This window comes from Streptomyces sp. NPDC033136 (assembly GCF_055578235.1).
The window spans coordinates 314,828-338,132 of the sequence record NZ_JBVIPD010000005.1 but is presented as its reverse complement, the minus strand read 5'-3'; the positions used below and the strand labels follow the sequence as shown (position 1 = coordinate 338,132).

18 protein-coding genes are annotated in these 23,305 nt (G+C 71.1%); 4 read left to right on the top strand and 14 right to left on the bottom strand.

Features of this window, described 5'->3' with window-relative positions; all coding sequences use genetic code 11:
* Positions 1–35: 35 nt before the first annotated feature.
* Together ACZ5TL_RS12115 and ACZ5TL_RS12110 are read right to left on the bottom strand one after the other, a co-directional pair.
* Entirely contained in the window at positions 36–1,694 is a 1,659-nt protein-coding gene (locus tag ACZ5TL_RS12115) for a glycoside hydrolase family 13 protein (RefSeq protein ID WP_468589371.1), read from the bottom strand.
* A 166-nt stretch (positions 1,695–1,860) separates the two neighbouring features.
* A complete protein-coding gene (locus tag ACZ5TL_RS12110; protein WP_468589370.1) occupies positions 1,861–3,132 on the bottom strand; it encodes an ABC transporter substrate-binding protein in 1,272 nt (423 codons plus the stop codon).
* A gap of 121 nt (positions 3,133–3,253) precedes the next feature.
* Here ACZ5TL_RS12110 and ACZ5TL_RS12105 point away from each other — a divergent pair, with 121 nt between their 5' ends.
* The 3 genes from ACZ5TL_RS12105 to ACZ5TL_RS12095 are packed head-to-tail and all read left to right on the top strand — an operon-like array spanning position 3,254 to position 6,978.
* Positions 3,254–3,769: a PadR family transcriptional regulator gene (locus ACZ5TL_RS12105; protein WP_086561728.1), complete on the top strand. Its 516-nt coding sequence runs from the start codon at positions 3,254–3,256 to the stop codon at positions 3,767–3,769.
* Positions 3,766–4,521 carry an ABC transporter ATP-binding protein gene (locus ACZ5TL_RS12100; protein WP_468589369.1) on the top strand — a complete coding sequence of 252 codons (756 nt, stop codon included), beginning with the start codon at positions 3,766–3,768 and terminating at the stop codon, positions 4,519–4,521. Before ACZ5TL_RS12105 ends, ACZ5TL_RS12100 begins: the two co-directional genes overlap by 4 nt.
* A gap of 51 nt (positions 4,522–4,572) precedes the next feature.
* The gene (locus ACZ5TL_RS12095) at positions 4,573–6,978 is read left to right on the top strand and encodes an ABC transporter permease (protein WP_468589367.1); all 2,406 of its coding nucleotides are present in this window, start codon (positions 4,573–4,575) and stop codon (positions 6,976–6,978) included.
* 297 nt (positions 6,979–7,275) lie between these two features.
* On the opposite strand, the gene pgi is transcribed toward ACZ5TL_RS12095, so the two are convergent.
* From pgi to uvrC, 12 genes are all read right to left on the bottom strand, one after another.
* The gene (pgi, locus tag ACZ5TL_RS12090) at positions 7,276–8,928 is read right to left on the bottom strand and encodes a glucose-6-phosphate isomerase (protein ID WP_468589366.1); all 1,653 of its coding nucleotides are present in this window, start codon (positions 8,926–8,928) and stop codon (positions 7,276–7,278) included.
* A gap of 69 nt (positions 8,929–8,997) precedes the next feature.
* Positions 8,998–10,266 carry an MFS transporter gene (locus ACZ5TL_RS12085; protein WP_468589365.1) on the bottom strand — a complete coding sequence of 423 codons (1,269 nt, stop codon included), beginning with the start codon at positions 10,264–10,266 and terminating at the stop codon, positions 8,998–9,000.
* Between the two features lie 123 nt (positions 10,267–10,389).
* Positions 10,390–10,725: an RNA polymerase-binding protein RbpA gene (locus ACZ5TL_RS12080; RefSeq protein WP_003957010.1), complete on the bottom strand. Its 336-nt coding sequence runs from the start codon at positions 10,723–10,725 to the stop codon at positions 10,390–10,392.
* Positions 10,726–10,932: 207 nt separating this feature from the next.
* Positions 10,933–11,169 (bottom strand): preprotein translocase subunit SecG, encoded by a 237-nt coding sequence (secG, locus tag ACZ5TL_RS12075; RefSeq protein ID WP_468589364.1) that lies wholly within the window; start codon positions 11,167–11,169, stop codon positions 10,933–10,935.
* A 95-nt stretch (positions 11,170–11,264) separates the two neighbouring features.
* Complete coding sequence (gene tpiA / locus ACZ5TL_RS12070; RefSeq protein ID WP_468589363.1) at positions 11,265–12,041, bottom strand: triose-phosphate isomerase; 777 nt, start codon at positions 12,039–12,041, stop codon at positions 11,265–11,267.
* 5 nt (positions 12,042–12,046) lie between these two features.
* Entirely contained in the window at positions 12,047–13,258 is a 1,212-nt protein-coding gene (locus tag ACZ5TL_RS12065; protein WP_468589362.1) for a phosphoglycerate kinase, read from the bottom strand.
* Positions 13,259–13,400: 142 nt separating this feature from the next.
* Entirely contained in the window at positions 13,401–14,408 is a 1,008-nt protein-coding gene (gene gap, locus ACZ5TL_RS12060) for a type I glyceraldehyde-3-phosphate dehydrogenase (protein WP_468589361.1), read from the bottom strand.
* 227 nt (positions 14,409–14,635) lie between these two features.
* The gene (locus tag ACZ5TL_RS12055; RefSeq protein ID WP_468589359.1) at positions 14,636–17,587 is read right to left on the bottom strand and encodes a M14 family metallopeptidase; all 2,952 of its coding nucleotides are present in this window, start codon (positions 17,585–17,587) and stop codon (positions 14,636–14,638) included.
* A 151-nt stretch (positions 17,588–17,738) separates the two neighbouring features.
* Complete coding sequence (whiA, locus tag ACZ5TL_RS12050) at positions 17,739–18,728, bottom strand: DNA-binding protein WhiA (RefSeq protein WP_468589358.1); 990 nt, start codon at positions 18,726–18,728, stop codon at positions 17,739–17,741.
* Complete coding sequence (locus ACZ5TL_RS12045; RefSeq protein ID WP_468589357.1) at positions 18,719–19,798, bottom strand: gluconeogenesis factor YvcK family protein; 1,080 nt, start codon at positions 19,796–19,798, stop codon at positions 18,719–18,721. Before ACZ5TL_RS12045 ends, whiA begins: the two co-directional genes overlap by 10 nt.
* Complete coding sequence (gene rapZ / locus ACZ5TL_RS12040) at positions 19,795–20,754, bottom strand: RNase adapter RapZ (protein ID WP_468589355.1); 960 nt, start codon at positions 20,752–20,754, stop codon at positions 19,795–19,797. Before rapZ ends, ACZ5TL_RS12045 begins: the two co-directional genes overlap by 4 nt.
* A complete protein-coding gene (uvrC, locus tag ACZ5TL_RS12035) occupies positions 20,751–22,853 on the bottom strand; it encodes an excinuclease ABC subunit UvrC (protein WP_468589353.1) in 2,103 nt (700 codons plus the stop codon). The genes rapZ and uvrC overlap by 4 nt, the downstream gene beginning before the upstream one ends.
* Before the next feature lie 255 nt (positions 22,854–23,108).
* On the opposite strand from uvrC, the gene ACZ5TL_RS12030 reads away from it, so the two are divergent.
* Positions 23,109–23,270 (top strand): hypothetical protein, encoded by a 162-nt coding sequence (locus ACZ5TL_RS12030; protein ID WP_468589351.1) that lies wholly within the window; start codon positions 23,109–23,111, stop codon positions 23,268–23,270.
* The last annotated feature ends 35 nt before the right edge of the window (positions 23,271–23,305 follow it).

The window sequence follows — 23,305 nt, the reverse complement described above, 5'->3', positions numbered from 1 at the left end:
TTGATGTCCCTTCGGGGAGTTGACTTGCGGGGTGTTCAGGAACGGATCCACCAGGCGGCCGTCGACCCGGACAGCACTCCGGGCGGACAGGGGCCGCTGGTGAGCAGCGGGGCGCCGGAGACCGGCGCGGGTGTGGGGGCGGTACCGAAGTTGACGGCGCACACGAGGTCGTCGCCCCGGGTGAAGGTCAGGACGCCGGGCGGGGCGTCCAGCCAGCGCAGCGTTCCTTCACCCAACTGCGGCAGTGCGGCGCGCAGTTGGAGGCCGTCGCGGTACAGGTGCCAGAAGGAGCGGGTGTCGGCGAGGGCCCGGTCGGTGGCGTACTCGGCGAAGTACTCCGGCTGCGGCAGCCACGGCTTGGCGCTCTCCTCGCCGGAGGTGAAGCCGAACGGTGAGGCCTGCCCCGACCAGGGCAGCGGCACCCGGCAGCCGTCGCGGATGCGGGCACGGCTGCCGGTGCGGCGGAAGATCGGGTCGGTGAGCACGTCGTCGGGCAGGTCCACGACCTCGGGCAGGCCGAGCTCCTCGCCCTGGTAGATGTAGGCGGCGCCGGGCAGGGCCAGCATCAGCAGCGCGGCGGCCCGGGCGCGGGCGGCCCCGATACCGGCGCCCTCGGAGGCTGGCTCGCCGTAGCGGGTGACGGTGCGGACCTGGTCGTGGTTGTTGAGGACCCAGGTGACCGTCGAGCCGGTGCCGGCGATGTCCTGCATGGCCTCGGAGATGACCTTCTGGAAGGCGTCCGGGTCCCAGGGGGCGCTGAGCAGGTCGAAGAAGAAGGCCTGGTGCAGTTCGTCCGGGCGGACGTACTGGGCGTGCTCGCGTGCGGTCGGGACGGAGACCTCGCCGACGAGGAGGCGTTCGCAGCCGTCGCGTTCGGTGTACTCCTCGCATATGGAGCGCCAGCGGCGCCACACGTCGTGCACCTCGGGCTGGTTCCAGGCGAGCGGGTTGACCGAGTCGCGGGTGCGGGCGTCGGCCTCCGGGTCGTCGGAGTCGGGCAGCTCGGGGTGCTTGAAGAGGCCGGCGGCGACGTCGATGCGGAAGCCGTCGATGCCCCGGTCCAGCCAGAAGCGGAGGATCCGGTCGAACTCGGCGGTGATCTCGGGGTTGCGCCAGTTCCAGTCGGGCTGCTCGGGCGCGAACATGTGCAGGTACCACTGGCCGGGCCGTCCGTCGGGCTCGGTCACCCGGCTCCAGGAGGGGCCGCCGAACATGGAGTGCCAGTTGTTGGGCGGCTCGGTGCCGTCCGGGCCGCGGCCGTCGGCGAAGTGGAAGCGGGCGCGGGCCGGGCTGCCGGGCGGCGCATCGAGCGCTTCACGGAACCAGGGGTGCTCGCTGGAGCAGTGGTTCGGGACGATGTCGAGCAGCACCTTGACGCCGAGCCGCCGCGCGGCCCCCACCAGCAGGTCGAACTCGTCGAGGTCGCCGAAGAGCGGGTCGACGTCGCAGTAGTCGGCCACGTCGTAGCCATGGTCGTGCTGCGGCGAGGGATAGAAGGGGCTCAGCCAGATCCCGTCGACGCCGAGCTTCTTGAGGTAGGGCAGTCCCGCCCGGACCCCGGCGAGATCACCGATGCCGTCGCCGGTGCTGTCGAGGAAGCTGCGGACGTACACCTGATAGATCACTGCGTCACGCCACCAGTGGTGCCTGTTCAACCCATCGACCTGTCTCTGAGGAGGGCAGCGGTTATGCATGCATGTTAAGTAGGCGCGTCGAGAGGGTGTCAATGAAATGGCAGAAGCTACCGACGGGTTGTGGTGGTGGAATTCGGCACCTATCGGACATATCTAAGATAGATGAGACGTCCGCGTTACCTAACGAGTAAGTAGGAGGCTCGCCGGATGCGAGCCGCCGACCGCGCTATCGGCGCGAGATGACGGCGAGCTCCCGCGCCAGCCGGCGCACCGCCGCCGCGGGCGTCTGGTGCCCGGCCAGCGCGTCGTGCACGACCGCCTGCACCACCAGACTGACCTGGTCGTACCGCGGGCTCTTGGGACGCGGCTCGGCCGCGAGCACGCTCTCGCGCAGGGTCGGCAGATAGGGGAACCTGCGGATGAGCGCGGGGTCGTCGTAGAGATCGGCCCGGACGGGCGGCAGAGCGCCGCGCGTGAGCACCAGGCGCTGGACGCGCTCACTGGTGAGGTACGCGATCAGGCGGGCCGCCGAGTCGGGGTGCCGGGCATGTGAGCTGACGGCCAGGTTGGAGCCGCCGAGGACGCTCGTCCCCGGGCCGTCCGGTCCCGGCAGGGGTACGGCGCCGACCTCCCCGGAGATCCGGGAGCCCGGGGCGGAGGCACCGACGTAGGCGTACGGCCAGTTCCGCAGGAAGAGCAGCCGGCCGTCCTGGAAGGCCTGCTTGGACTCCTCCTCCTTGTACGTCAGCGCCTCCTTCGGGATCCAGCCCTCGCGCACTCCGCGCGCCAGGAAGCCGATGCCCTCACGGGCCGCCGCCGAGTCGACGGTGACGCGCTCGCCCTCGTCGCCGAGGATCGAACCGCCCGCCGAGTAGACGGCCTCGGCCACGTTGACGGTGAGGCCCTCGTAGGGCAGGAACTGTCCGGCGTAACCGTCGAGGCCGTACTTCGGGGCGATGGTCTTCGCGTACCGTTCCAGCTCCGCCCAGGTGCGCGGCGGCTGCACGCCCTCCTTGGCGAGGACGTCCTTGCGGTAGAGGAGCAGACCGGCGTTGGTGACGTACGGGACGGCGTACAGCTGCCCGTCATAGGTCGCCGTGTCCACGACCGGCTGGAGGAAGGTCTTCAGGGGGACGCGGTCGCGGGGCAGAGGCCGGATCCAGCCCGCCGCGGCGAACTCCGAGGTCCAGTTGACGTCGATGTTGAGCACGTCGAACCGGCTGCGGTCGCCGTCGCGCAGGTCGGTGACCATCTGGGCCTGGGTCTCGTCGGCCGAGTCGGGCAGCTCGACCAGGGTGACCCTCTCACCGGGATGGGTACGATTCCACCCCTCCAGCAGGGGCCCGAGATAGCCGGTGAGGTCCCCGGCGGTGGCCAGGGTGAGCGGTCCGCGACCGTCCTGCGACGGCTCGCCCGCCTGGGCTCCGGCGGCGACGTAGCCTGTCAGGACCACGGCGAGAACGAGAAGGCCCCTACCCGCGGCATGCATCCACCGCATAGGTTCCTCCCTGTACACCGGCGACGGGCACCTTTGCCCGGAACAGAGGCCATGTATACCTGTTAGGTATGGGCGATACTAGGGCCTGGAGCACATTGGACCGGACAGGAGGACTGCACGCGTGCGCCTGCCCCTCCTGGCCCTCCTCGCCCGCGGCCCCGCCCACGGCTACGAGCTCAAGCAGGACCTTGAGCAACTGCTGGGCTCCGCGTACCCTCAGCCGAACGTCGGCCAGATCTATGTGACCCTCGGCCGCCTCGAGAAGTCGGGACTGATCGAGGGCGAGGACGTGGCGCAGTCCAGCCGGCCCAACAAAAAGGTCTACCACCTCACCGACGCCGGGCGGGAGGCGCTGCGCGCCTGGTTCGAGGAGCCCGAGGACGAGCCGCGGGTGCGGGACGAGTTCTTCATGAAGCTGGCGCTCGCTCCGCAGAGCGGTCTCGCCGACCAGATCTCCCTGATCAACCAGCAGCGGCGCCAGTACCTGAACACCATGCGGCAGCTGTCGAAGCTGGCCGCCGCCGAAGACCGGGACAACCGCATCGCGCACCTGCTGATCGAGGGCGCGATGCTGCACCTGCAGGCCGACCTCGACTGGCTGGAACGGTGCCAGGAAGAGCTGGAGGAGCTGGAGTGAGCGACGACCGTCCCGCTCCCGTGCTGCGCGCCGAGGGGCTGGTGAAGACCCACCACGGCGAGGGCGCGCCCGCCCATGCCGTGCGCGGGGTCGACCTGTGCGTCCGGCCCGGCGAGTTCGTGGCGATCACCGGCCCGTCCGGCGCCGGAAAGTCGACGCTGCTGCATCTGCTCGGCGGCCTCCAGCGGCCGGACGCCGGGAGCATCTGGCTCGACGGCGAGTCCACCGACACCTACAGCGAGGCCCGCTGGGCGGTGGAGCGCAGGAAGCGGATCGGGATCGTCTTCCAGTTCTTCAACCTCGTGTCCAACCTGTCCGTCGCCGACAACGTGGAGCTGCCCGCCCTGCTCGCGGGGACCTCGCCGAAGCAGGCCAGGGCCGAGCGGGAGCAGCTGCTGGCCGAGCTGGGCCTGACGGGCAAGGAGCGCAGCATGCCGGGCGAGCTGTCCGGCGGCGAGCAGCAGCGGGTCGCCCTGGCCCGGGCGCTGGTCAACCACCCCCCGCTGCTGCTGGCCGACGAGCCCGCGGGCAGCCTCGACAGCAAGGGCACCCGCGAGGTGATGCGGCTGCTGTCCCGCTTCCACCAGCGCGGCCAGACGATCCTGCTGGTCACCCATGACGCCCGGCTGGCGAGCGCCGCGGACCGGGTGATCAGCTTCTTCGACGGCCGGATCGCCGACGACGCGGAACTCGACGGCGGCGCCCCACCGCGCCGGGCCGGGATATCCGGTGTCCTGGAGCTCAGGGACTGACATGCGGGCCCACGACCACCGCCCGCTCTCCGGGCCGAGGGGCTGAGGCCCGTGCGAGCCACCCTGCGCTGGGCGCACTCCGATCTGCGCACCCACCGCGGCGAAGCGCTGTTCCTGGTGCTGGCCACCGCCGGCATCGTCGCCTCCCTGCTGCTGGCCACGGCCCTGTTCGGGTACGCGACCAACCCCTGGCAGCGGGTCTTCACGCAGTCGCACGGCGCGCACGTGTGGCTGCACACCGACGCCTCCGCCGACACCGGCAGGCTGGCCGCGCTCGACGGCGTCGACTCCGTCGCCGGCCCCTACCCGACCGCCTCCACCACCGTCTCCTCGCGCGGCAGCCGCGCCTCCGTCGAGCTGCGCGGCACCCCGGAACGGCCGGCCGTAGGCCGCCCGCCGATCGTCTCCGGCCGCTGGCTGGACCCCGCGACCCCGAACGGCGTGGTGCTGGAGAGCCGCCTCGCCCGCGCGCTGCTGGCCGAGCCCGGCGACACCCTCTCCGTGCCCGGCACCGCCCGTGAGCTGACCGTCGTCGGCCTCGCCGACAGTGCCGAGCCGCGCTACCGGCCGGGCGAGCAGCCTGGCCTGGTGTGGGCCCTGCCGCGGGCCGTGCCGGAGCCCGGCGGCCAGGCGATCGGACTGCGGCTGACCGACCCGGGCGACACCTCCTACGTCGTCCAGCGTGCCGTGACCCTGCTGGGGGCCGGGTCGATCGACGAGGTGTCCACCTGGCAGCAGGCCCGGGCCGAGGCGCAGGGCGACAACCGGCTCCTCGGTCAGGTGCTGGGGCTGTTCGGGCTGGGCGCGCTGGTCGCCGCCGGGCTCGCGGTGCACGGGGCGATCGGCACCCGCATCCGGGGCCACCTGCGGGACCTCTCCGTGCTGAAGGCCATCGGCTTCACGCCCGGCCAGGTGGTCCGCGTCTTCCTCCTGCAGCACCTCGCCTACGCCCTGCTGGGCGCTGTGGCCGCCGCCGTGCTCGCCGAGGCCCTGGGCAGCCGGATCCCGGGGCGGCTCGGGGACGCGGTCGGGGTGTGGCAGGGCCTGCCCGGGCACGCGGTGGCGCTGGTCGTGGTGCCGGCGGGCGCGGTGCTGTTCATCGGCGCGACCACCGGGCTGGCCGCATGGCGGGCGGGACGCGTGCCGCCGGTGCCGGTGCAGAGGCCCGCGGCGGCGCTCGGCGGGCGGTTGTCCGGGGCGACGGGCCGGGCCCTCGGACCGCGGCCCGCGGCGGCTGCGCCCGGTGGCCGGCCGGCCGGCGGCCTGCGCCGCGTCCTCGGGCTGCGGCCCGCGGCTCCCCGGACCGGGCAGCTCTCCGACCTGGCGCGCCGCGCCCTGGGGGCGCGGATCCCGCCCGCTCTGGTGCTGGGCTGGCACAAGGCGTTCACCGGCCGCCGCCGGTCCCTGGCCGTCGTCGCCCGCCTCACCCTGCCGCTGCTGCTGATCGTCGTGGCGATGAGCGCCTGGACCACCATCGACCGGTTCCACAGCGAGCCCGAGCAGATCGGTCTGCCCACCACCCTCAGTGTCCGCGCCGACGCCGGCCTGGATGAGCGGCAGACCCGCACCCTCCTGGAACGCGACCCGGAGGTGGCCGCCGCCTACCCGGGCGTCGAGACTGCCGCCCTGGTCCCGGGCCAGACGGCGACCATCGCCCTGCGCGGCCTCGGCACCGACCGGGCCCCCTACCCGTACACCCTCGCCGAGGGCCGCCCCGCCCGGGGTGCCGACGAGGCCGTGGCCGGGCAGGGGCTGCTCGACCTGCTGGACGTGCGCGTCGGCGACTGGGTGCGGATGACCGTCGGCGACCAGCCGCAGATCCTGCACATCGTGGGCCGCAGCATCGAACCCGAGAACGCCGGCCGGGTCATCTCCACGTCCCTCGACACCCTCCGCGCGAACGACCCCGGGCTGCGCCCGACCCTGTACGAGCTGCGCCTCGACCCCGGTGCCGACCCGCGGGAGGTGGCCGGACGGCTCACCTCGGCCGGACGCGGGCACCTGGACGTGCACACCGTGACCAACCCTGCCGACGACCTCTCGCCGCTGCGCGCCGTCGTCGCCGGGCTGATCGCCGTGCTCGCCCTCATCGGGCTCATCGAGCTGCTGACCGCGATCGGCGGCACGGTCCGCGAGGGCGAACGGGACCTGCTGGCCCTGAAGGCCATCGGCCTGTCCCCCCGGCAAATCACGGCGATCACGGTCACGGCCACCGGCCTCACGGCGCTCGCGGCCGTACTCGCCGCCATCGCCTTGGGCCTGCCGCTCGCCCACTGGCTGATCGACGCCCAGGGAAGATCGAGCGGCATCGGCGCCGGGATCGCCCAGGGGCCGTCCGCCCTGCTCATCCTGCTGCTCGGGACGGCGGCGGTACTCTGCGCGGCCGCGCTGGCCGCCGTACCCGCGGCCCGGGCGGCGCGGCGGCGGCTGGCGGACACGCTGAGCGCGGTGGCCTGACGTCCCTGAGCCGATCCGGGGTGAGGCTCAGCCCGTGCGGATCACCGGTGACGAGGTCCGGGACGGCCACCAGCCGGCCGGTCACCAGGGCGAGCAGCGGTGGCAGACAGCGGTGCGCGCCTCAGGACGGACCGGACCGTCAGTGTGCCGCCCGTCCGGCTTCCGCGTGTGCGGCCGCTCCGCGCTCCCCCCGAGCACTCGCCGTGATGATCTCCGGGAGTCCACGGGAAGCGGAGGGCGCGCCGCCGGGCGGTGGGCGGACAGCGGCGCCCTGTCCGCCACCCGCCCGGCCGCTCGTCACTGCCGGCCGCGCAGCTCCCGGTACGAGGCGACCAGCGCCTTCGTGGAGGCGTCCAGGCCCTCGACCTCGGCGCCCTCGGTCAACGCGGGCTCGACGCGCTTGGCGAGCACCTTGCCCAGTTCCACGCCCCACTGGTCGAAGGAGTCGATGTTCCACACCGCGCCCTGCACGAACACCTTGTGCTCGTAGAGGGCGACCAACTGGCCGAGGACGGACGGCGTCAGCTCGGGCGCGAGGATGGTGGTCGTCGGGTGGTCGCCCTTGAACGTCTTGTGCGGCACCAGCTCCTCCGGCACACCCTCGGCCCGCACCTCGTCCGGGGTCTTGCCGAAGGCGAGCGCCTGCGTCTGGGCGAAGAAGTTGGCCATCAGCAGGTCGTGCTGCGCCTTCAGTTCGTCGCTCAGTTCGGCGACCGGCCGGGCGAAGCCGATGAAGTCCGCCGGGATGAGCTTCGTGCCCTGGTGGATGAGCTGGTAGTAGGCGTGCTGCCCGTTGGTGCCCGGCGTGCCCCACACCACCGGCCCGGTCTGCCACTCCACCTCACGCCCGTCGCGGCCGACGCACTTGCCGTTGGACTCCATGTCGAGCTGCTGGAGGTAGGCGGTGAACTTCGACAGGTAGTGGCTGTAGGGCAGCACCACGTGCGACTGGGCGTCGTGGAAGTTGCCGTACCAGATGCCCAGCAGGCCCAGCAGGAGCGGCACGTTGGACTCGGCGGGCGAGGTGCGGAAGTGCTCGTCGACGATCCGGAAGCCGTCGAGCATCTCCCGGAAGTTGTCCGGGCCGATGGCGATCATCAGGGCCAGGCCGATCGCGGAGTCGTACGAGTAGCGGCCGCCGACCCAGTCCCAGAACTCGAACATGTTGGCCGTGTCGATACCGAACTCCGCGACCTTCTCGGCGTTCGTCGACAGGGCCACGAAGTGCTGGGCGACCGCGGCCTCGTCGCCGAGCGCGGCCAGCAGCCACGAGCGCGCGGACGTGGCGTTGGTGACCGTCTCGATGGTGGTGAAGGTCTTGGAGGCGATGACGAACAGCGTCTGAGCCGGGTCCAGATCGCGCACCGCCTCGTGCAGGTCGGCACCGTCCACGTTCGACACGAAACGCACCGTCAGCGAGCGGTCCGTGAAGGCGCGCAGCACCTCGTAGGCCATCGCGGGGCCGAGGTCGGAGCCCCCGATGCCGACGTTGACGACGTTGCGGATCCGCTTGCCGGTGTGGCCGGTCCACTCACCGGAGCGCACCCGGTCGGCGAAGTCCGCCATCTTGTCGAGCACGGCGTGCACGTCCGGCACCACGTTCTCACCGTCGACCTCGATCACCGCGTCCCGCGCCGCCCGCAGCGCGGTGTGCAGCACGGCCCGGTTCTCGGTGGTGTTGATCTTCTCGCCGCGGAACATGGCGTCCCGGAGTCCGAAGACGTCGGTGGCGGCGGCCAGTTCGCGCAGCAGCCGCAGGGTGTCGTCGGTGATCAGGTGCTTGGAGTAGTCGACGTACAGGTCGCCGACCCGGAGGGTGTACGCGGTGCCGCGGCCGGGGTCGGCGGCGAACAGCTCGCGCAGCCGGGCATCGCCCAGCTCGTCGCGGTGCTTGGCCAGTGCCGTCCACTCGGACGTCTGGTTGAGCCTGGTGCGGCCGTCTGCGTTCATCTCGGGCTTCAGCCTTCTTTCCTGTCCTGCCTGCGTACCTTGCCCCGCTGCCGGTCCCAACCTAGTTGATCAGTGCGTGGCGTCGGCTGCCGTCGCGCCCTCTTCCGGCTCGGCAACGGATACGTTCACCTTGAGCACGGGTATCAGTGCGAGGACGGCGAGGGCGAAGAAGACGGCCGTGAGCAGGGGCGGGGTGTGCGGCCCCCAGGCGGTGGCGACGGCCCCGCCGAGCAGGGCGCCGAGGGGCACTCCGGCGAAGGCCAGGGTCCGGAAGGCCGAGCTGACCCGGCCGAGGAGCGCTGCGGGGGTGCGCTCCTGCATGAGGGTCGTCGTGTTGACGTTCCACACCATGCCCATGAGACCGAAGACGGCCAGCGCTCCCACCAGCACGGTCAGGCTGCGTACGGTGCCCATGACGACGAGGAGCCCGGTCTGCACCGAGCCGGCGAGCAGCACCGACGGCAGCCGGCCGAGCCGGGCCACCAGCCGGCCGTTCACCACGCCCCCGGCCAGGCTGCCCAGGGTGAAGGCGGTGCCCGCCGCCGCGTAGCCCGCGGGGCCCGCCTCCAGCCAGTCGGTGACGAGGACCACCAGCAGGGCGAGCTGGGTTCCCATGCCGATGTTGCACAGGGCCGTGGCGGCGCACAGGCCGCGCAGCGCGCGGTCCCGCCACAGGGTGCGCAGCCCCTCCGCGATCTCGCGGCGCAGGGTGCTGCCCGCCGGTCTGGGCTTCCGGTCGGACTCGGCGGCCGGCAGCGAGGCGATCAGTGCGGCGGCCACCAGGAAGGTCACGGCGTCGGCCGCGAACGGCACGGCCGCCCCGGCCGCCAGCAGCAGCGGCACGACGGGCCCGCCGAGCAGTCCGCCGGCGATGCGCTGGCCGGTCATCAGCCGCGCGTTGGCGCTGCCGAGCGCGTCCCGCTCGACCAAGGCGGGCAGTAGCGCCGTGGCGGCGTTGTCGAAGAGGGTCTGGAGGGTGGTGAGGGCGACGGCCAGCACGATGAGCAGGCCGATCGAGGCGTGTCCGAGCCCGACGGCGACCGCGAAGGCGGCGACCAGCAGCCCCCGTAAGGCGTCGACCGTCCACATGGCGCGCCGCTGGTCCACGCGGTCGGCGACGGCCCCGCCGAGCAGGCCGAAGACGATCCAGGGCAGATAGCCGCAGGCCGTGACGGAGGCGATGAGCAGCGGCTCGTCGGTCAGCGTGACGGCCAGCAGGGGCAGCGCTGCCGTGCGCAGCGCGTCACCGAAGCTGGACAGCACCGCGGCACTCCACAGCCGCCCGAAACCCCCGCGCCACGCGGGCACGCGCACGCTCCCCGCCTCGACCGTCGCCACCGCTCCCCCTCATGGTTCGTCCGATGCGCAAACCGTAGAGGGCACCACTGACAATCGGTCGGCGGCGAGGGCCGGGAAAGCAGCTCGGCCGGGCACCTGTGGGTGTCCGGCCGGTCTCGACTTCTAGATCTCGCCCCGCAGTTTGGCGAGCGCCTCGGCGAGGATCGCCTCGCCGTCCGCGTCGCTGCGCCGCTCCCGCACGTACGCCAGGTGCGTCTTGTAGGGCTCGGTGCGCGGCGGGTCCGGCGGGTTGTCCCGGTCCTGGCCGGCCGGAAAGCCACAGCGCGGGCAGTCCCAGGTGTCCGGCACCTGCGCGTCGCTGGCGAAGCTCGGCTGGGTCTCGTGTCCGTTGGAGCACCAGAAGGAGATGCGCAGCCGCGGCGCGGACTCGCCGCGCTCGGCCTCGCCCATCGGCCCCGCCCCGACCCGGCTTCCCCGGATCGCGTTGCCACTTGCCACGGTCGTAACTCCCTGCGTGATGGTGCCGCGAAGCGATTCGGCGTTCCGCTTCGCTGCGAGCGCCTCAGTCTACGTAAGGCCCAACGCGCGTCCAGTGATTGGAGTTACAACCCTCACACCTAGACGCAAGCCCCATGATAGGCCGCGCTCAGCTGCGCGTACCGAACATGGGGCCTTACGTACGAGTCCGTGCGGATTGCGGCTCGGTCAGTTGTTCACCTTCATCATGATGCCGAGCGCGATAATGCACGCGAACCACAACAGACCGACCACGACTGTGATCCGGTCGAGGTTGCGCTCGGCGACCGAGGAGCCGCCGACGGAGGACTGCATGCCGCCACCGAACATGTCGGAGAGGCCGCCGCCCTTCCCCTTGTGCATCAGCACCAGCAGCATCAGCAGCAGGCTGAAGACGATCAGGGCGATGGAGAACCCCAGAACCACGGCTGGACCAACTTCCTCGGATGCGGATGGACGACGCGGGGCCCAGCACAGCGCTGGACCCCGCAAGGGTACGACGGATCGCCGCTACGGCCTACTCACTGGTCACGGAAGCGCACGATCTTGACGAACTCGTCGGCGTCGAGCGAGGCGCCACCGACCAGGGCGCCGTCGATGTCGGCCTGGGCCATGATCTCGGCGACGTTGCCCGACTTCACCGAGCCGCCGTACTGGATGCGGACCTTGTCGGCCAGCTCCTGCGAGTACAGCTCGGCGATCTTGCCGCGGATCGCCGCGCAGACCTCCTGGGCGTCCTCGGCGCCGCAGACCTTGCCGGTGCCGATGGCCCAGACGGGCTCGTAGGCGATCACGACGGTCTCGGCCTGCTCGGCGGGGAGGTCCTTCAGACCGCCCTCGACCTGCGCGAGGGTGTGGGAGACGTGGTTGCCCGCCTCGCGGACCTCCAGTTCCTCGCCGACGCACAGGATCGGGGTCAGGCCGTGCTTGTAGGCGGCCTTGACCTTGGCGTTCACCAGCTCGTCGGTCTCGTTGTGGTACTGGCGGCGCTCGCTGTGGCCGATGGCGACGTAGGTGCACTTGAGCTTGGCCAGCATAGGGCCGGAGATCTCGCCGGTGAAGGCACCGCCGTCGTGCGCCGAGATGTCCTGGGCGCCGTACTTGATCTTGAGTTTGTCGCCGTCGACCAGGGTCTGCACGGAGCGCAGGTCGGTGAAGGGCGGCAGGACGGCGACCTCGACGGCCTCGTAATCCTTGTCGGCCAGGGCGAAGGCGAGTTTCTGGACGTGCGCGATGGCCTCGAGGTGGTTGAGGTTCATCTTCCAGTTGCCCGCCATCAGCGGCGTGCGCGTGCTCATTGAGGTCAGTCCTCCAGTGCGGCGAGGCCGGGGAGCGTCTTGCCCTCGAGGTATTCGAGGGAGGCGCCGCCACCGGTCGAGATGTGGCCGAATGCGTTCTCGTCGAAGCCCAGGATGCGGACGGCTGCGGCGGAGTCGCCACCGCCGACCACCGTGAAGGCCTGGGAGTCGAGGAGAGCCTGGGCGACCGCCTTGGTGCCCTCGGCGAAATCGGGGTGCTCGAAGACGCCCATGGGGCCGTTCCAGAAGACGGTGGCGGCGTCGGCGATCTTCGAGGTGTACAGCTTGCGGGACTCGGGACCGATGTCCAGGCCCATCTGGCCGGACGGCATGGCGTCCGCTGCGACGGTGCTGGGCCGGGCCGGAGCCTTGGTCTTGAGGTCCGGGAACTCGGGCGCGACCACGACGTCCACGGGCAGAACCAGCTCGACACCGTTCTTCTCGGCGCGCGCGATGTACTCCTGGACGGCCGGGAGCTGGTCCTCCTGGACCAGGGACGTGCCGATCTCGTGGCCCTTGGCCTTGAGGAAGGTGAAGACCATGCCGCCGCCGATGAGCAGGCGGTCGGCCTTGCCGAGCAGCTGGTCGATGACGGCGAGCTTGTCGGACACCTTGGCACCGCCCAGGACGACGGCGTAGGGCCGCTTGACGTCGTCGGTGAGCTTCCTCAGGACGCCGACCTCGGTGGCGATGAGGTGGCCGGCGTAGTGCGGCAGGCGGGCCGGGAGGTCGAAGACCGAGGCATGCCCCCGGTGCACCGCGCCGAAGCCGTCGCCGACGTAGACGTCGGCGAGCGCGGCGAGCCGGTCGGCGAAGGCGGCGCGCTCGGCGTCGTCCTTGCTGGTCTCGCCGGCGTTGAAGCGCAGGTTCTCGATGACGGCGACCTGACCGTCGGCGAGGCCGGCGACGACGGCCCGGGCGGACTCGCCGACCGTGTCGGCCGCGAAGGCCACGTCCGCCCCGAGGAGTTCACCGAGGCGTGCGGCGGCCGGGGCGAGGGAGAAGGCCGGGTCCGGGGCGCCCTTGGGGCGGCCCAGGTGGGAGGCGACGATCACCCGGGCGCCCGCGTCGGCGAGTGCCTTGACGGTGGGCAGCACGGCGCGGATGCGGCCGTCGTCGGTGATGCGCGTGCCGTCCAGCGGAACGTTCAGATCGGCGCGGACGAAGGCCCGCTTGCCCGCGACCCCTTCGGTGAGGAGTTCGTCGATCGTCTGCATGAAGGGACTCCTGAAAGAGCTCGTGATCGCTCGTAAGCGCTCGTGATCGAACAGCTCTGATCTGTACGTGAGTCAGGGCTCGGACGGCGCGTCCTCGCGCCGCCCGAGCCCTGCTCTCACATGGACGTGCCTACTCGGTTGATCAGAGCTGGTTACCGACGAAGACCGTAAGGTCCACGAGGCGGTTCGAGTAGCCCCACTCGTTGTCGTACCAGCCGATGACCTTCACGTTCTTGCCCTCCTGGACCATGGTCAGGGAGGAGTCGAAGGTGCAGGACGCCGGCGCGTTGACGATGTCGGACGAGACGATCGGGTCCTCCGTGTACTCGAGGATGCCCTTCAGCTCGCCCTCGGCCGCCTTCTGGAAGGCCGCGTTGACCTCTTCCTTGGTGACCTCGCGGCCGAGCTCGAGGACCAGGTCGGTGACCGAACCGGTCGGGACCGGGACGCGCATGGCCATGCCGTCCAGCTTGCCCTTGAGCTGCGGGAGGACCAGCGCGGTGGCCTTGGCTGCACCCGTGGTGGTCGGGATGATGTTCTCGGCGGCGGCACGGGCGCGGCGCAGGTCCTTGTGCGGGAAGTCCAGGATGCGCTGGTCGTTCGTGTACGCGTGCACCGTCGTCATCAGGCCCTTGACGATGCCGAAGTTCTCGTCGAGAACCTTGGCCATCGGCGCCACACAGTTGGTGGTGCAGGAGGCATTGGAGATGACGTGGTGGTTCGCCGGGTCGTAGGTGTCCTGGTTGACGCCCATCACGATGGTGACGTCCTCATCCTTGGCCGGAGCCGAGATGAGGACCTTCTTGGCGCCGCCGGTGATGTGCTTCTCGGCGTCGGCCTTCTTGGTGAAGATGCCGGTCGACTCGATGACGATGTCGACGCCCAGCTCGCCCCACGGGATGTCGGCGGGGTTGCGCTCGGCGAGGACCTTGACGGTCTTGTCGCCGACGGTGATGGTGTCCTCGGTGTGCGAGACCTCCTGCTTGAGGCGGCCGAGGACGGTGTCGTACTTCAGCAGGTGAGCGGTGGTCGCGGTGTCACCCAGGTCGTTGACAGCCACGATCTCGATGTCTGCACCCTGCTCCAGCAGCGCGCGGAAGTAGTTACGACCGATGCGGCCGAAGCCGTTGATGCCTACGCGGATCGTCACGAACCGATCTCCTCGTTGGTACGCCGGCCATGAAGAGCCGGCGAGCTCTGTTTGGGATGTCCCCGACCGCCTACGACCCTACCTCCCTGAGGCCCCGGTGGTGACATCCAGATGCCTCATACACGGCAGGGCGGTCCGTACCGGCCAGTAGGGGTACGGACCGCCCACCGCCGAAAGCGAGATCACTCGATTTCGCTACCGGACGGGTTCCCTGTTGACCAGGGATGTCACACGTCCAGGGACGCGAGTGCCTTCCTCATCAGTGCCGCCCGGTCGGCCGCGGCGGCGATGTGCTCCAGGCCGAAGCCCAGCAGCACCGTGTCGTCCGTGGTGACCGCGCCGTACGTCTGGAACAGGGCGCCGGTGCGCGCCCAGTCCTTGAGGACGGCCGGGCTGCCCTCCGGCGGTCCGGCGACCTTCCAGGCGCCGAGCGAGGTCTCGAAGTCCTCGGTCTCCCGGGCCGTGCCCCCGACGACGAGCGAGGCGTCGTCGGCGAGGACGCCGTGCCCGCCGGTACCCGGGTCGGTGACGTAGCCGAGGGAGATCTCCACCGTCTTGCCGGCGTAGGCGCTCAGGTCGAAGTTCACCTGCTGCCATCCGCTGGAGGCACCGGTGAGGCTGTTCCACGCGCCGGTCGTGCCGGAGGCGGTGCAGCCGTCGGCCGCCTGGGTCAGGTAGTGCTTCAGCCAGGGGTGCTCATTGATGTAGAAGCCGCCCTGGCACTCCGTCGGCACGGCGTTCCCGGTCGCGCCGCCCGCCTCCGGGAGGGTCGTCCAGTCGTCGGCACCCGTGGTGTGCGCCTCCACAAGGACATGGTCGTAGCCGGGCTCGGTGTCCCACAGGAGCTGGGTGCGCAGCGTCGGCTTCTCGGAGGCCGTGACGCCGGTGAGGTCCACGGTGCGGGTGAGGCGCTTGTAGGCGTCGTCGGTGTGGACGGCGGCTGCCATCCAGGAGCCCGCGTACGGGCCGTACGGGTTGGCCGTGCCGGCGAACTGTCCGGCGCCCTTGCTCGCGAACTGCGGGAACTCGTCGGCCGGCAGTTCGTCGGAGGTGACGCTGTAGGTGCCCGCCTGGTCCAGCGGGTTGCCGGGCGCGGCGCTCAGCGGGCTCGTGACGCCGCCCAGCTCGCCGGAACCGGTGAAGCCGGTGGCCCCGGGGGTCGAGGTGCGGGTGTGGGCGCCCAGGTAGTACTGGCTGAAGTCGTTCGACAGGGCGCCGCCGAGGTCCACGGCGCCACCGGCCTGCTCGCCGGCCTCGATCAGCCGGCCGCCCTCGTTGAGGAAGGCGCGCAGCTGGAGCTGGGTGGCGTTGCCGGGAACGGCCGCACCCGTGTAATGGACGACGGTGTCGAAGTGGCTCAGCACGCCGAGCGCGTCCGGCGCGCCCCGCTGTGCGACGTCCCAGACGATCGCCTTGCGGCCGTTGGCCTTGAGCGCGTCCACGTACTTCTGCGCGTGCGTGGCGGTCGCGCCCTCTTCGGCGACGACGAGGGTGTCCGCCCGGGGCCTCTTGGCGACGGCGTAGGTGAAGTGCTCGCTGGAGACCTTCTTGCCGTTCCTGGTCTCCCCGGTGAACCACACCTCGACCTTGTCGCCCGGGTCGCCGTCCTTGACCTTGGCCCGGTACTCGTCGAAGTAGAGGTTGTCCTCACCGCCGTAGGTCTCGCCGCCCTTCCAGGGCTTGAGCGCCATGTCCTCGGTGCGGCCGCCGTTGACGCGGTACTTGAGTTCCTTGTCGCGCACCGACTTCCGTACGACGACGGATACCTCCTGGTCGGCGCCGCGGGAGTGGGACGTGGTGAACGCGGCCGGGGTGAAGGCGGCGGCCTTCAGGCCGACGGACGAGGACGGCCGGTCGGGGTGGGCGGCGGACTCGGCGACGGAGAGCGCGAACGGGACGTTCTTGGTGAACTCCTGCCGGATCAGCTTCTCGTCGTCCGGGAAGGTGAAGATCGACTCGCAGTCGGCCGGCTTCCACTCGTCGTTGGGGTCGACGTCCGAGGCACTCTGGCAGGTCGACATCTCAGGGGTGAACATCGCCAGGCCGTTGACGTTGGCCGCGTGGCCGTCCGCCTCGCCGTTGGTGGTGTACAGCTCGGAGGAGAGCTGCGGGTGGTAGCCGGGGATCGCCGAGTTGCCGGGCGTACCGGCGAGCGCCTCGTACGCGACGTCGTCGGGGGTGGACGTGGCGACCTGCCAGCCGACTCCGTAAAGGATCAGTTCGGCCGCCGAGTGGTAGTTGATGCCGTACGTGAAGCCGATCCGCTTCTGGAAGGCGTCCAGGGCCTGGGTCTCGGGCTCGGAGTTGGGCCCGGCACCACGGTAGGTCTGGCTGGTGGGGTGAGGGGACGAGCCCTCGTCGTCGTAGCCCCACTTGTAGGCGAAGTTGCGGTTGAGGTCGACGCCGTCGCCGGTGCTGATGGTGCCGTCGCCGTTGACGTCCCGGAGGTTCTTGCGCCACTGCCGGTTGTCGTCGTCGGCGAAGGTGAAGTCGTAGCCGTCGGGGTTGGCCGACAGCAGGAACCACAGTTCGGTGGAGTCGACGATCTTCTTGACGCGCCGGTCCTTCTTGTAGTTGTCCAGGTAGTGGTGCATCAGGCGCCGGGTCATCTCCGGCGTGATCCACTCGCGTGCGTGCTGGGCGGACATGTAGAGGACGGCGGGCTTGGAGCCGTCCTTGGTCTTCTTCGCGCGCTTGGTGAGCTTGAGCGCGAGGATGTCCTGGCCCTTGATGGTCTTGCCGATGGAGACGACCTTGGTGAGACCGGGGTGCTCCTGCGCGGTCCGGAGGATCTCCTCCCGCAGGCCGCCCTTGCCGCTGTACGGACGGAACACGCCCTCGGCGGCGGCCTCGACGCGAGCCTCGGCCCTGGTGGAGAGGTCGTGCTCGGTGAGGTCGATGCCCTGCTTCTCGAGCTTCTTCGCCTGCTGGTTGGTCAGGTAGACCTCGACGGTGGCGGTGCCCTTCTCGGGGACCTGCTCGCCGAGTTCGTGGCCGTCCTGGCCGGCCGCCAGCAGCAGGGGTACCTGCTTCTGGGTGACATCGGCACGGAAGACCTTGACCTCGTCCGGGTCGGACGGGGCCTGATTCCCGGGTTGTGCCTGGGCGATGGGTGCGATGCCCGCTCCGCCGAACAGGAGCGCGCCGACAGCGAGGATCGATCTCGCTCTTCGTCTCATGAACCCCCCTAGCGTGGGTCCGCCACAGCAGCGAACAGATGCCAGGCTCATGACAGACCATGATCGAGTCAAGGGTGCCTCAGCGACACGCGAAAGCCGGTGCCGGTCACCCAAGTGGGCTCCGGCACCGGCTTTCTGACGCTGTGTTGGATCAGCCCACGAGGTTGTCGGCCAGCTCGTCGGCGAGGTTGGCCTCCGTGCCCGGAATGCCGAGGTCGGAGGCGCGCTTGTCGGCCATGGCCAGCAGGCGGCGGATCCGGCCGGCGACAGCGTCCTTGGTCAGCGGCGGGTCGGCGAGCGCGCCCAGCTCCTCCAGGGAGGCCTGCTTGTGCTCCATGCGCAGCCGGCCGGCCGCGGCGAGGTGTTCGGGCACGTCGTCGCCGAGGATCTCCAGGGCGCGCTGAACCCGGGCACCGGCGGCGACGGCCGCGCGGGCCGAGCGGCGCAGGTTGGCGTCGTCGAAGTTGGCGAGCCGGTTCGCCGTGGCGCGCACCTCGCGGCGCATCCGGCGCTCCTCCCAGGCCAGCACCGACTCGTGGGCGCCGAGACGCGTCAGCAGGGCGCCGATCGCGTCACCGTCACGGACGACGACCCGGTCCACGCCGCGCACCTCGCGGGCCTTCGCGGGGATCCGGAGGCGCCGGGCGGCGCCGACCAGGGCGAGCGCCGCCTCGGGGCCCGGGCAGGTCACCTCCAGGGAGGAGGAGCGGCCGGGCTCGGTGAGCGAGCCGTGCGCCAGGAAGGCGCCACGCCAGGCGGCCTCGGCGTCGCAGGTGGCCCCCGAGACCACCTGCGGCGGCAGGCCGCGGATCGGGCGGCCCCGCCCGTCGACCAGGCCGGTCTGGCGGGCCAGCTGGTCACCGCCCGCGACCACACGCACCACGTAGCGCGAACCGCGGCGCAGGCCGCCGGGTGCCATCACGATCAGTTCGGAGCTGTGGCCGAAGATCTCCAGGATGTCCCGCTTGAGGCGGCGGGCCGCCATCGCCGTGTCCAGCTCCGCCTCGATCACAATCCGACCGCTCACCAGGTGGAGGCCGCCGGCGAACCGCAGGACGGCGGAGACCTCCGCCTTTCTGCAGCAGGTCCGGGTGACGGGGAGCCGGGAGATCTCGTCCTTCACCGCTGCCGTCATCGCCATGGGCCGATCCTTCCATGCATCCGAAAAATACGGTCGTACGCGGCGGCCAACAGCTCCGGGTCGTGCCTCGGGGTTCCGTCGGGCCTGGCCACCGGCGCCAGCTCGACCGCGGCCCCGAACCGCTTGGCGGCGTCGGTCAGGGAGTCACGGTCGGGCACGGCGGCCTCGTCGGCCAGCACCACGTCCAGGGCGAGTTTAGGGGCGTGTCGTCCCAAAACCTCCAAATGACGCTGCGGGGAGAAGCCCTCGGTTTCTCCGGGCTGCGGGGCGAGGTTCAGCGAGAGTACCCGGCGGGCCTTCGTCTGGGTGAGCGCGTCCAGCAGCTCGGGCACCAGCAGGTGCGGGATGACCGAGGAGAACCAGGAGCCGGGGCCGAGCACCACCCAGTCCGCGTCGAGGACGGCCTCGACCGCCTCGGGGACGGCCGGCGGGTCGTTCGGCACCAGGTGCACGGACTGCACCTCGCCCGGGGTGAGGGCGACGGTGGCCTGGCCGCGGACGGTGTCGACCTCGTCCGGGCGCGCCGGATCATGGCCCCTGACCAGGGCCTGGAGCTCCAGCGGCACGGCGGACATGGGCAGCACGCGGCCCTGTGCGCCCAGCAGCCGCCCGACCAGGTCGAGGGCCTGGACGTGGTCGCCGAGCTGCTCCCACAGGGCGACGATCAGCAGGTTGCCGACCGCGTGCTCGTGCAGGTCGCCCTGGGACTGGAAGCGGTGCTGGATGACCCGGGCCCAGGTCTGGCCCCAGTCGTCGTCCCCGCACAGCGCGGCCAGCGCCTTGCGCAGGTCGCCGGGAGGCAGCACGCCCAGCTCGTCGCGCAGGCGCCCGCTGGAGCCGCCGTCGTCGGCCACGGTGACGACGGCGGTGAGGTCGCCGGTGATCCGGCGTAGCGCGGCGAGCGAGGCGGACAGGCCCATGCCGCCGCCCAGGGCGACGACCTTGGGCTGTGTGCCGCGGCGGCGCGGTCTGCCGCCCCGGGCTTCGGCGGGCCGGCCGCCCTTCCCGCCGGAGTTGCCCTCGGGCACCACCCGGCGCAGCCGGCTCAGCCGCGGAGTACGTCGTGTCATTCGCGTCCCATGTCCCGGTGTACGACCACCGTCTCCACACCCTCGGCGGCGAGCCGGGCGGCGAGCTTCTCCGACATGGCGACCGAGCGGTGCTTGCCGCCGGTGCAGCCCACGGCGATGGTCACATAGCGCTTGCCCTCACGGCGGTAGCCGGTGGCGACGAGCTGGAGGAGCTCCGTGTAGCGGTCGAGGAACTCCTTGGCGCCGGGCTGGTTGAAGACGTACCCGGACACCTCGTCGTTGAGGCCCGTGTACGGGCGCAGCTCCGGGACCCAGTGCGGGTTCGGCAGGAAGCGGCAGTCGACGACCAGGTCGGCGTCGACCGGCAGGCCGTACTTGTAGCCGAACGACATGACCGTGGCCCGCAGCTCCGGCTCCTCCTCGCCGGCGAACTGGGCGTCCATCTTGGCGCGCAGCTCGTGCACGTTCAGGCTGGAGGTGTCGATCACCAGGTCGGCGTCGCCGCGCAGCTCGCGCAGCAGCTCGCGCTCGGCGTCGATGCCGTCGACGATGCGCCCGTCGCCCTGGAGGGGGTGCGGGCGGCGCACCGACTCGAAGCGGCGCACCAGAGCCTCGTCGGAGGACTCCAGGAAGACGATCCTCCGGGTGACGTTCTTCGCCTCCAGGTCGGCGAGGGACTCGCGGAGGTTGTCGAAGAAGCGACGGCCGCGGACGTCGACGACGACGGCGATCCGCGCCACGTTGCCCTGGGAGCGGGCGCCGAGTTCCACCATGGTGGGGATCAGCGCGGGCGGCAGGTTGTCGACGACGAACCAGCCGAGGTCCTCCAGGCACTTCGCGGCCGTCGAGCGGCCCGCCCCGGACATGCCGGAGATGATCACCAGCTCGGGGATGGCCGCCTCCGGAACCGGGGCCTTGTCGTTGGGCGTGCCCGTACTCACCTGTGCTCCGTCTCCGGCTTGCTCTGTGTGGCTGTCGTGCTCGTTCACATTCATGTCTCCTGCCCCCGTCGTTCGTTCGGGGCACCCGCCGTCACGGGTTCCCCACTGGAACCCATGGTGCCTGGTTCCTCTTCCATGATCTCTCCAGTCGCCGTGTTGACGGCGGGTGCGGCCGGGGCCGAGCGGGCCAGGGCCGCGGCGATCGTCTCGGCGGTCTTGCGGCCTATGCCGGGGACCTCGCAGATCTGGTCGATGGTGGCGGATCGCAGTTTCTTCAACGAACCGAAGTGCTTCAGGAGTGCCTGCCTGCGCGTGTCCCCGAGCCCGGGGACGTCGTCCAGGGGGCTGGAGCGGAAGCGCTTGGACCGCTTCACGCGCTGGTAGGTGATCGCGAAGCGGTGGGCCTCGTCACGGACCCGCTGGAGCAGGTAGAGGCCCTCGCTGGTGCGGGGCAGGACGACCGGGTCGTCGTCGCCGGGCAGCCAGACCTCCTCCAGGCGCTTGGCGAGGCCGCACACGGCGATGTCGTCGATGCCGAGCTCGTCCAGGGCCCGCCGGGCGGCCGCGACCTGCGGCGCGCCGCCGTCGACGACGACGAGCTGGGGCGGGTAGGCGAACTTCTTGGGGCGGCCGTCGTCCTCGGTGAGGGTGCTCGTACCGGTGATGGGGCTCTCGTCGGCCTCGGCGGTCCCGGCGGTCCCGGCGGTCCCGGCGGTCCCGGCGGTCTCGCCGTCCGTCCACTCGCCCGTCTTCTCCTTCTCGGCGAGGTAGCGCCGGAAGCGGCGGGTGATCACCTCGTGCATGGAGCGGACGTCGTCCTGCCCGGCGAAGCCCTTGATCTGGAACCGCCGGTACTCGCTCTTGCGCGCGAGGCCGTCCTCGAAGACGACCATGGAGGCCACGACGTCGTCACCCTGGAGGTGGGAGATGTCGTAGCACTCGATCCGGAGCGGGGCGCTGTCCAGGTCGAGGGCGTCGGCGATCTCCTCCAGGGCGCGCGAGCGCGTGGTCAGGTCGGAGGCGCGCTTGGTCTTGTGCAGCACGAGCGCTTGCTGGGCGTTGCGCTGCACGGTCTCCATGAGGGCCTTCTTGTCGCCGCGCTGCGGGACGCGCAGGGAGACCCCGGAGCCGCGCCGCCCGGCGAGCCACTCCTGGACGGGCTCGACGGGTTCGGGCAGGGCCGGGACGAGGACCTCCTTGGGGACGGCGTCGCCCTTCTCCTCGCCGTACAGCTGCTGCAGGGCGTGTTCCACGAGAGCCGCGGTGGTGATTTCCTCCACCTTGTCGGTGACCCAGCCGCGCTGGCCTCGGACGCGTCCGCCGCGCACGTGGAAGATCTGGACGGCCGCCTCCAGTTCGTCCTCGGCGACCGCGATCAGGTCGGCGTCGGTCGCGTCGGCGAGCACGACCGCGTTCTTCTCCATGGCCTTCTTCAGGGCCTCGATGTCGTCGCGCAGCCTGGCTGCCCGCTCGTACTCCATGTCTTCCGCCGCCTCGCCCATCTGCTTCTCCAGGCGGCGGATGTACGTGCTCGTCCGGCCGGTCATGAAGTCGCAGAACTCGTCGGCCAGTTCGCGGTGCTCCTCGGCGGAGACCCGGTCGACACAGGGCGCCGAGCACTTGCCGATGTAGCCGAGGAGGCAGGGGCGGCCGGTACGGGCGGCGTTCTTGAAGACACCGGCCGAGCACGTGCGCACGGGGAAGACGCGCAGCAGCAGGTCGACCGTGTCACGGATCGCCCACGCGTGCGCGTACGGCCCGAAGTAGCGGACGCCCTTCTTCTTGTGACCGCGCATCACCTGCACGCGCGGGTACTCCTCGTTCATCGTCACCGCGAGGTACGGGTAGCTCTTGTCGTCGCGGTACTTGACGTTGAACCGGGGGTCGTACTCCTTGATCCACGAGTACTCCAGCTGGAGCGCCTCGACCTCCGTGGACACCACCGTCCACTCCACGGACGCGGCCGTGGTGACCATGGAGCGGGTGCGCGGGTGCAGGCCCGCCAGGTCCTGGAAGTAGTTCGCCAGGCGCTGGCGCAGGCTTTTCGCCTTTCCGACGTAGATCACCCGGCGGTGCTCGTCACGGAACCTGTAGACCCCCGGCGAGTCGGGGATCTCACCCGGTTTGGGGCGGTAGCTGGAGGGGTCGGCCATGTCTCACACCCTACTGGCGGGCACCGACAGTCCGAGGGGCAGCGGGGCACGATCACGGGCCCGGCGGGAGGGCGATTTCCCATGGCATGTCCCGTCCCGGGGTTACGGCGGTCCGGTAGCGGGAATGCAGGCTTCCCACGGAGACACGGCGATGTCCGGCGGACGGAGGCCATGTCGGTGCAGGCACACGTTGTCAGGCGGACCGGCCGCTCCCGGCGCGGAGCGGAACGGGCCACGGGTCGGAGGGCTGCGCACATGAAGCGGATGCGGATCGAGAAGAGCCGGCGGGCGGCCCGTGCCCGCCGGTACGCGGACGAGCCGTTCGCACTGCGCGACGCGCTGGACCCCCGCGACCCCGACATAGTGCGGGCCAAGCAGCTGGCCCTCGAGGAGCGGGGCGGAAGCGAACGCTCCTAGAAGCCCCTCTCCCTCTCCCTCTCCCTCTCCCTCTG

Bases quoted from the DNA above. Each gene is read 5' to 3' on its own strand.
- pgi (WP_468589366.1), bottom strand. From the start codon at position 8,928: ATGAACGCAGACGGCCGCACCAGGCTCAACCAGACGTCCGAGTGGACG.
- ACZ5TL_RS12115 (WP_468589371.1), bottom strand. From the start codon at position 1,694: ATGCATAACCGCTGCCCTCCTCAGAGACAGGTCGATGGGTTGAACAGG.
- ACZ5TL_RS12030 (WP_468589351.1), top strand. From the start codon at position 23,109: ATGAAGCGGATGCGGATCGAGAAGAGCCGGCGGGCGGCCCGTGCCCGC.
- ACZ5TL_RS12110 (WP_468589370.1), bottom strand. From the start codon at position 3,132: ATGCGGTGGATGCATGCCGCGGGTAGGGGCCTTCTCGTTCTCGCCGTG.
- tpiA (WP_468589363.1), bottom strand. From the start codon at position 12,041: ATGAGCACGCGCACGCCGCTGATGGCGGGCAACTGGAAGATGAACCTC.
- ACZ5TL_RS12055 (WP_468589359.1), bottom strand. From the start codon at position 17,587: ATGAGACGAAGAGCGAGATCGATCCTCGCTGTCGGCGCGCTCCTGTTC.
- whiA (WP_468589358.1), bottom strand. From the start codon at position 18,728: ATGGCGATGACGGCAGCGGTGAAGGACGAGATCTCCCGGCTCCCCGTC.
- rapZ (WP_468589355.1), bottom strand. From the start codon at position 20,754: ATGAATGTGAACGAGCACGACAGCCACACAGAGCAAGCCGGAGACGGA.
- ACZ5TL_RS12065 (WP_468589362.1), bottom strand. From the start codon at position 13,258: ATGCAGACGATCGACGAACTCCTCACCGAAGGGGTCGCGGGCAAGCGG.
- uvrC (WP_468589353.1), bottom strand. From the start codon at position 22,853: ATGGCCGACCCCTCCAGCTACCGCCCCAAACCGGGTGAGATCCCCGAC.
- ACZ5TL_RS12045 (WP_468589357.1), bottom strand. From the start codon at position 19,798: ATGACACGACGTACTCCGCGGCTGAGCCGGCTGCGCCGGGTGGTGCCC.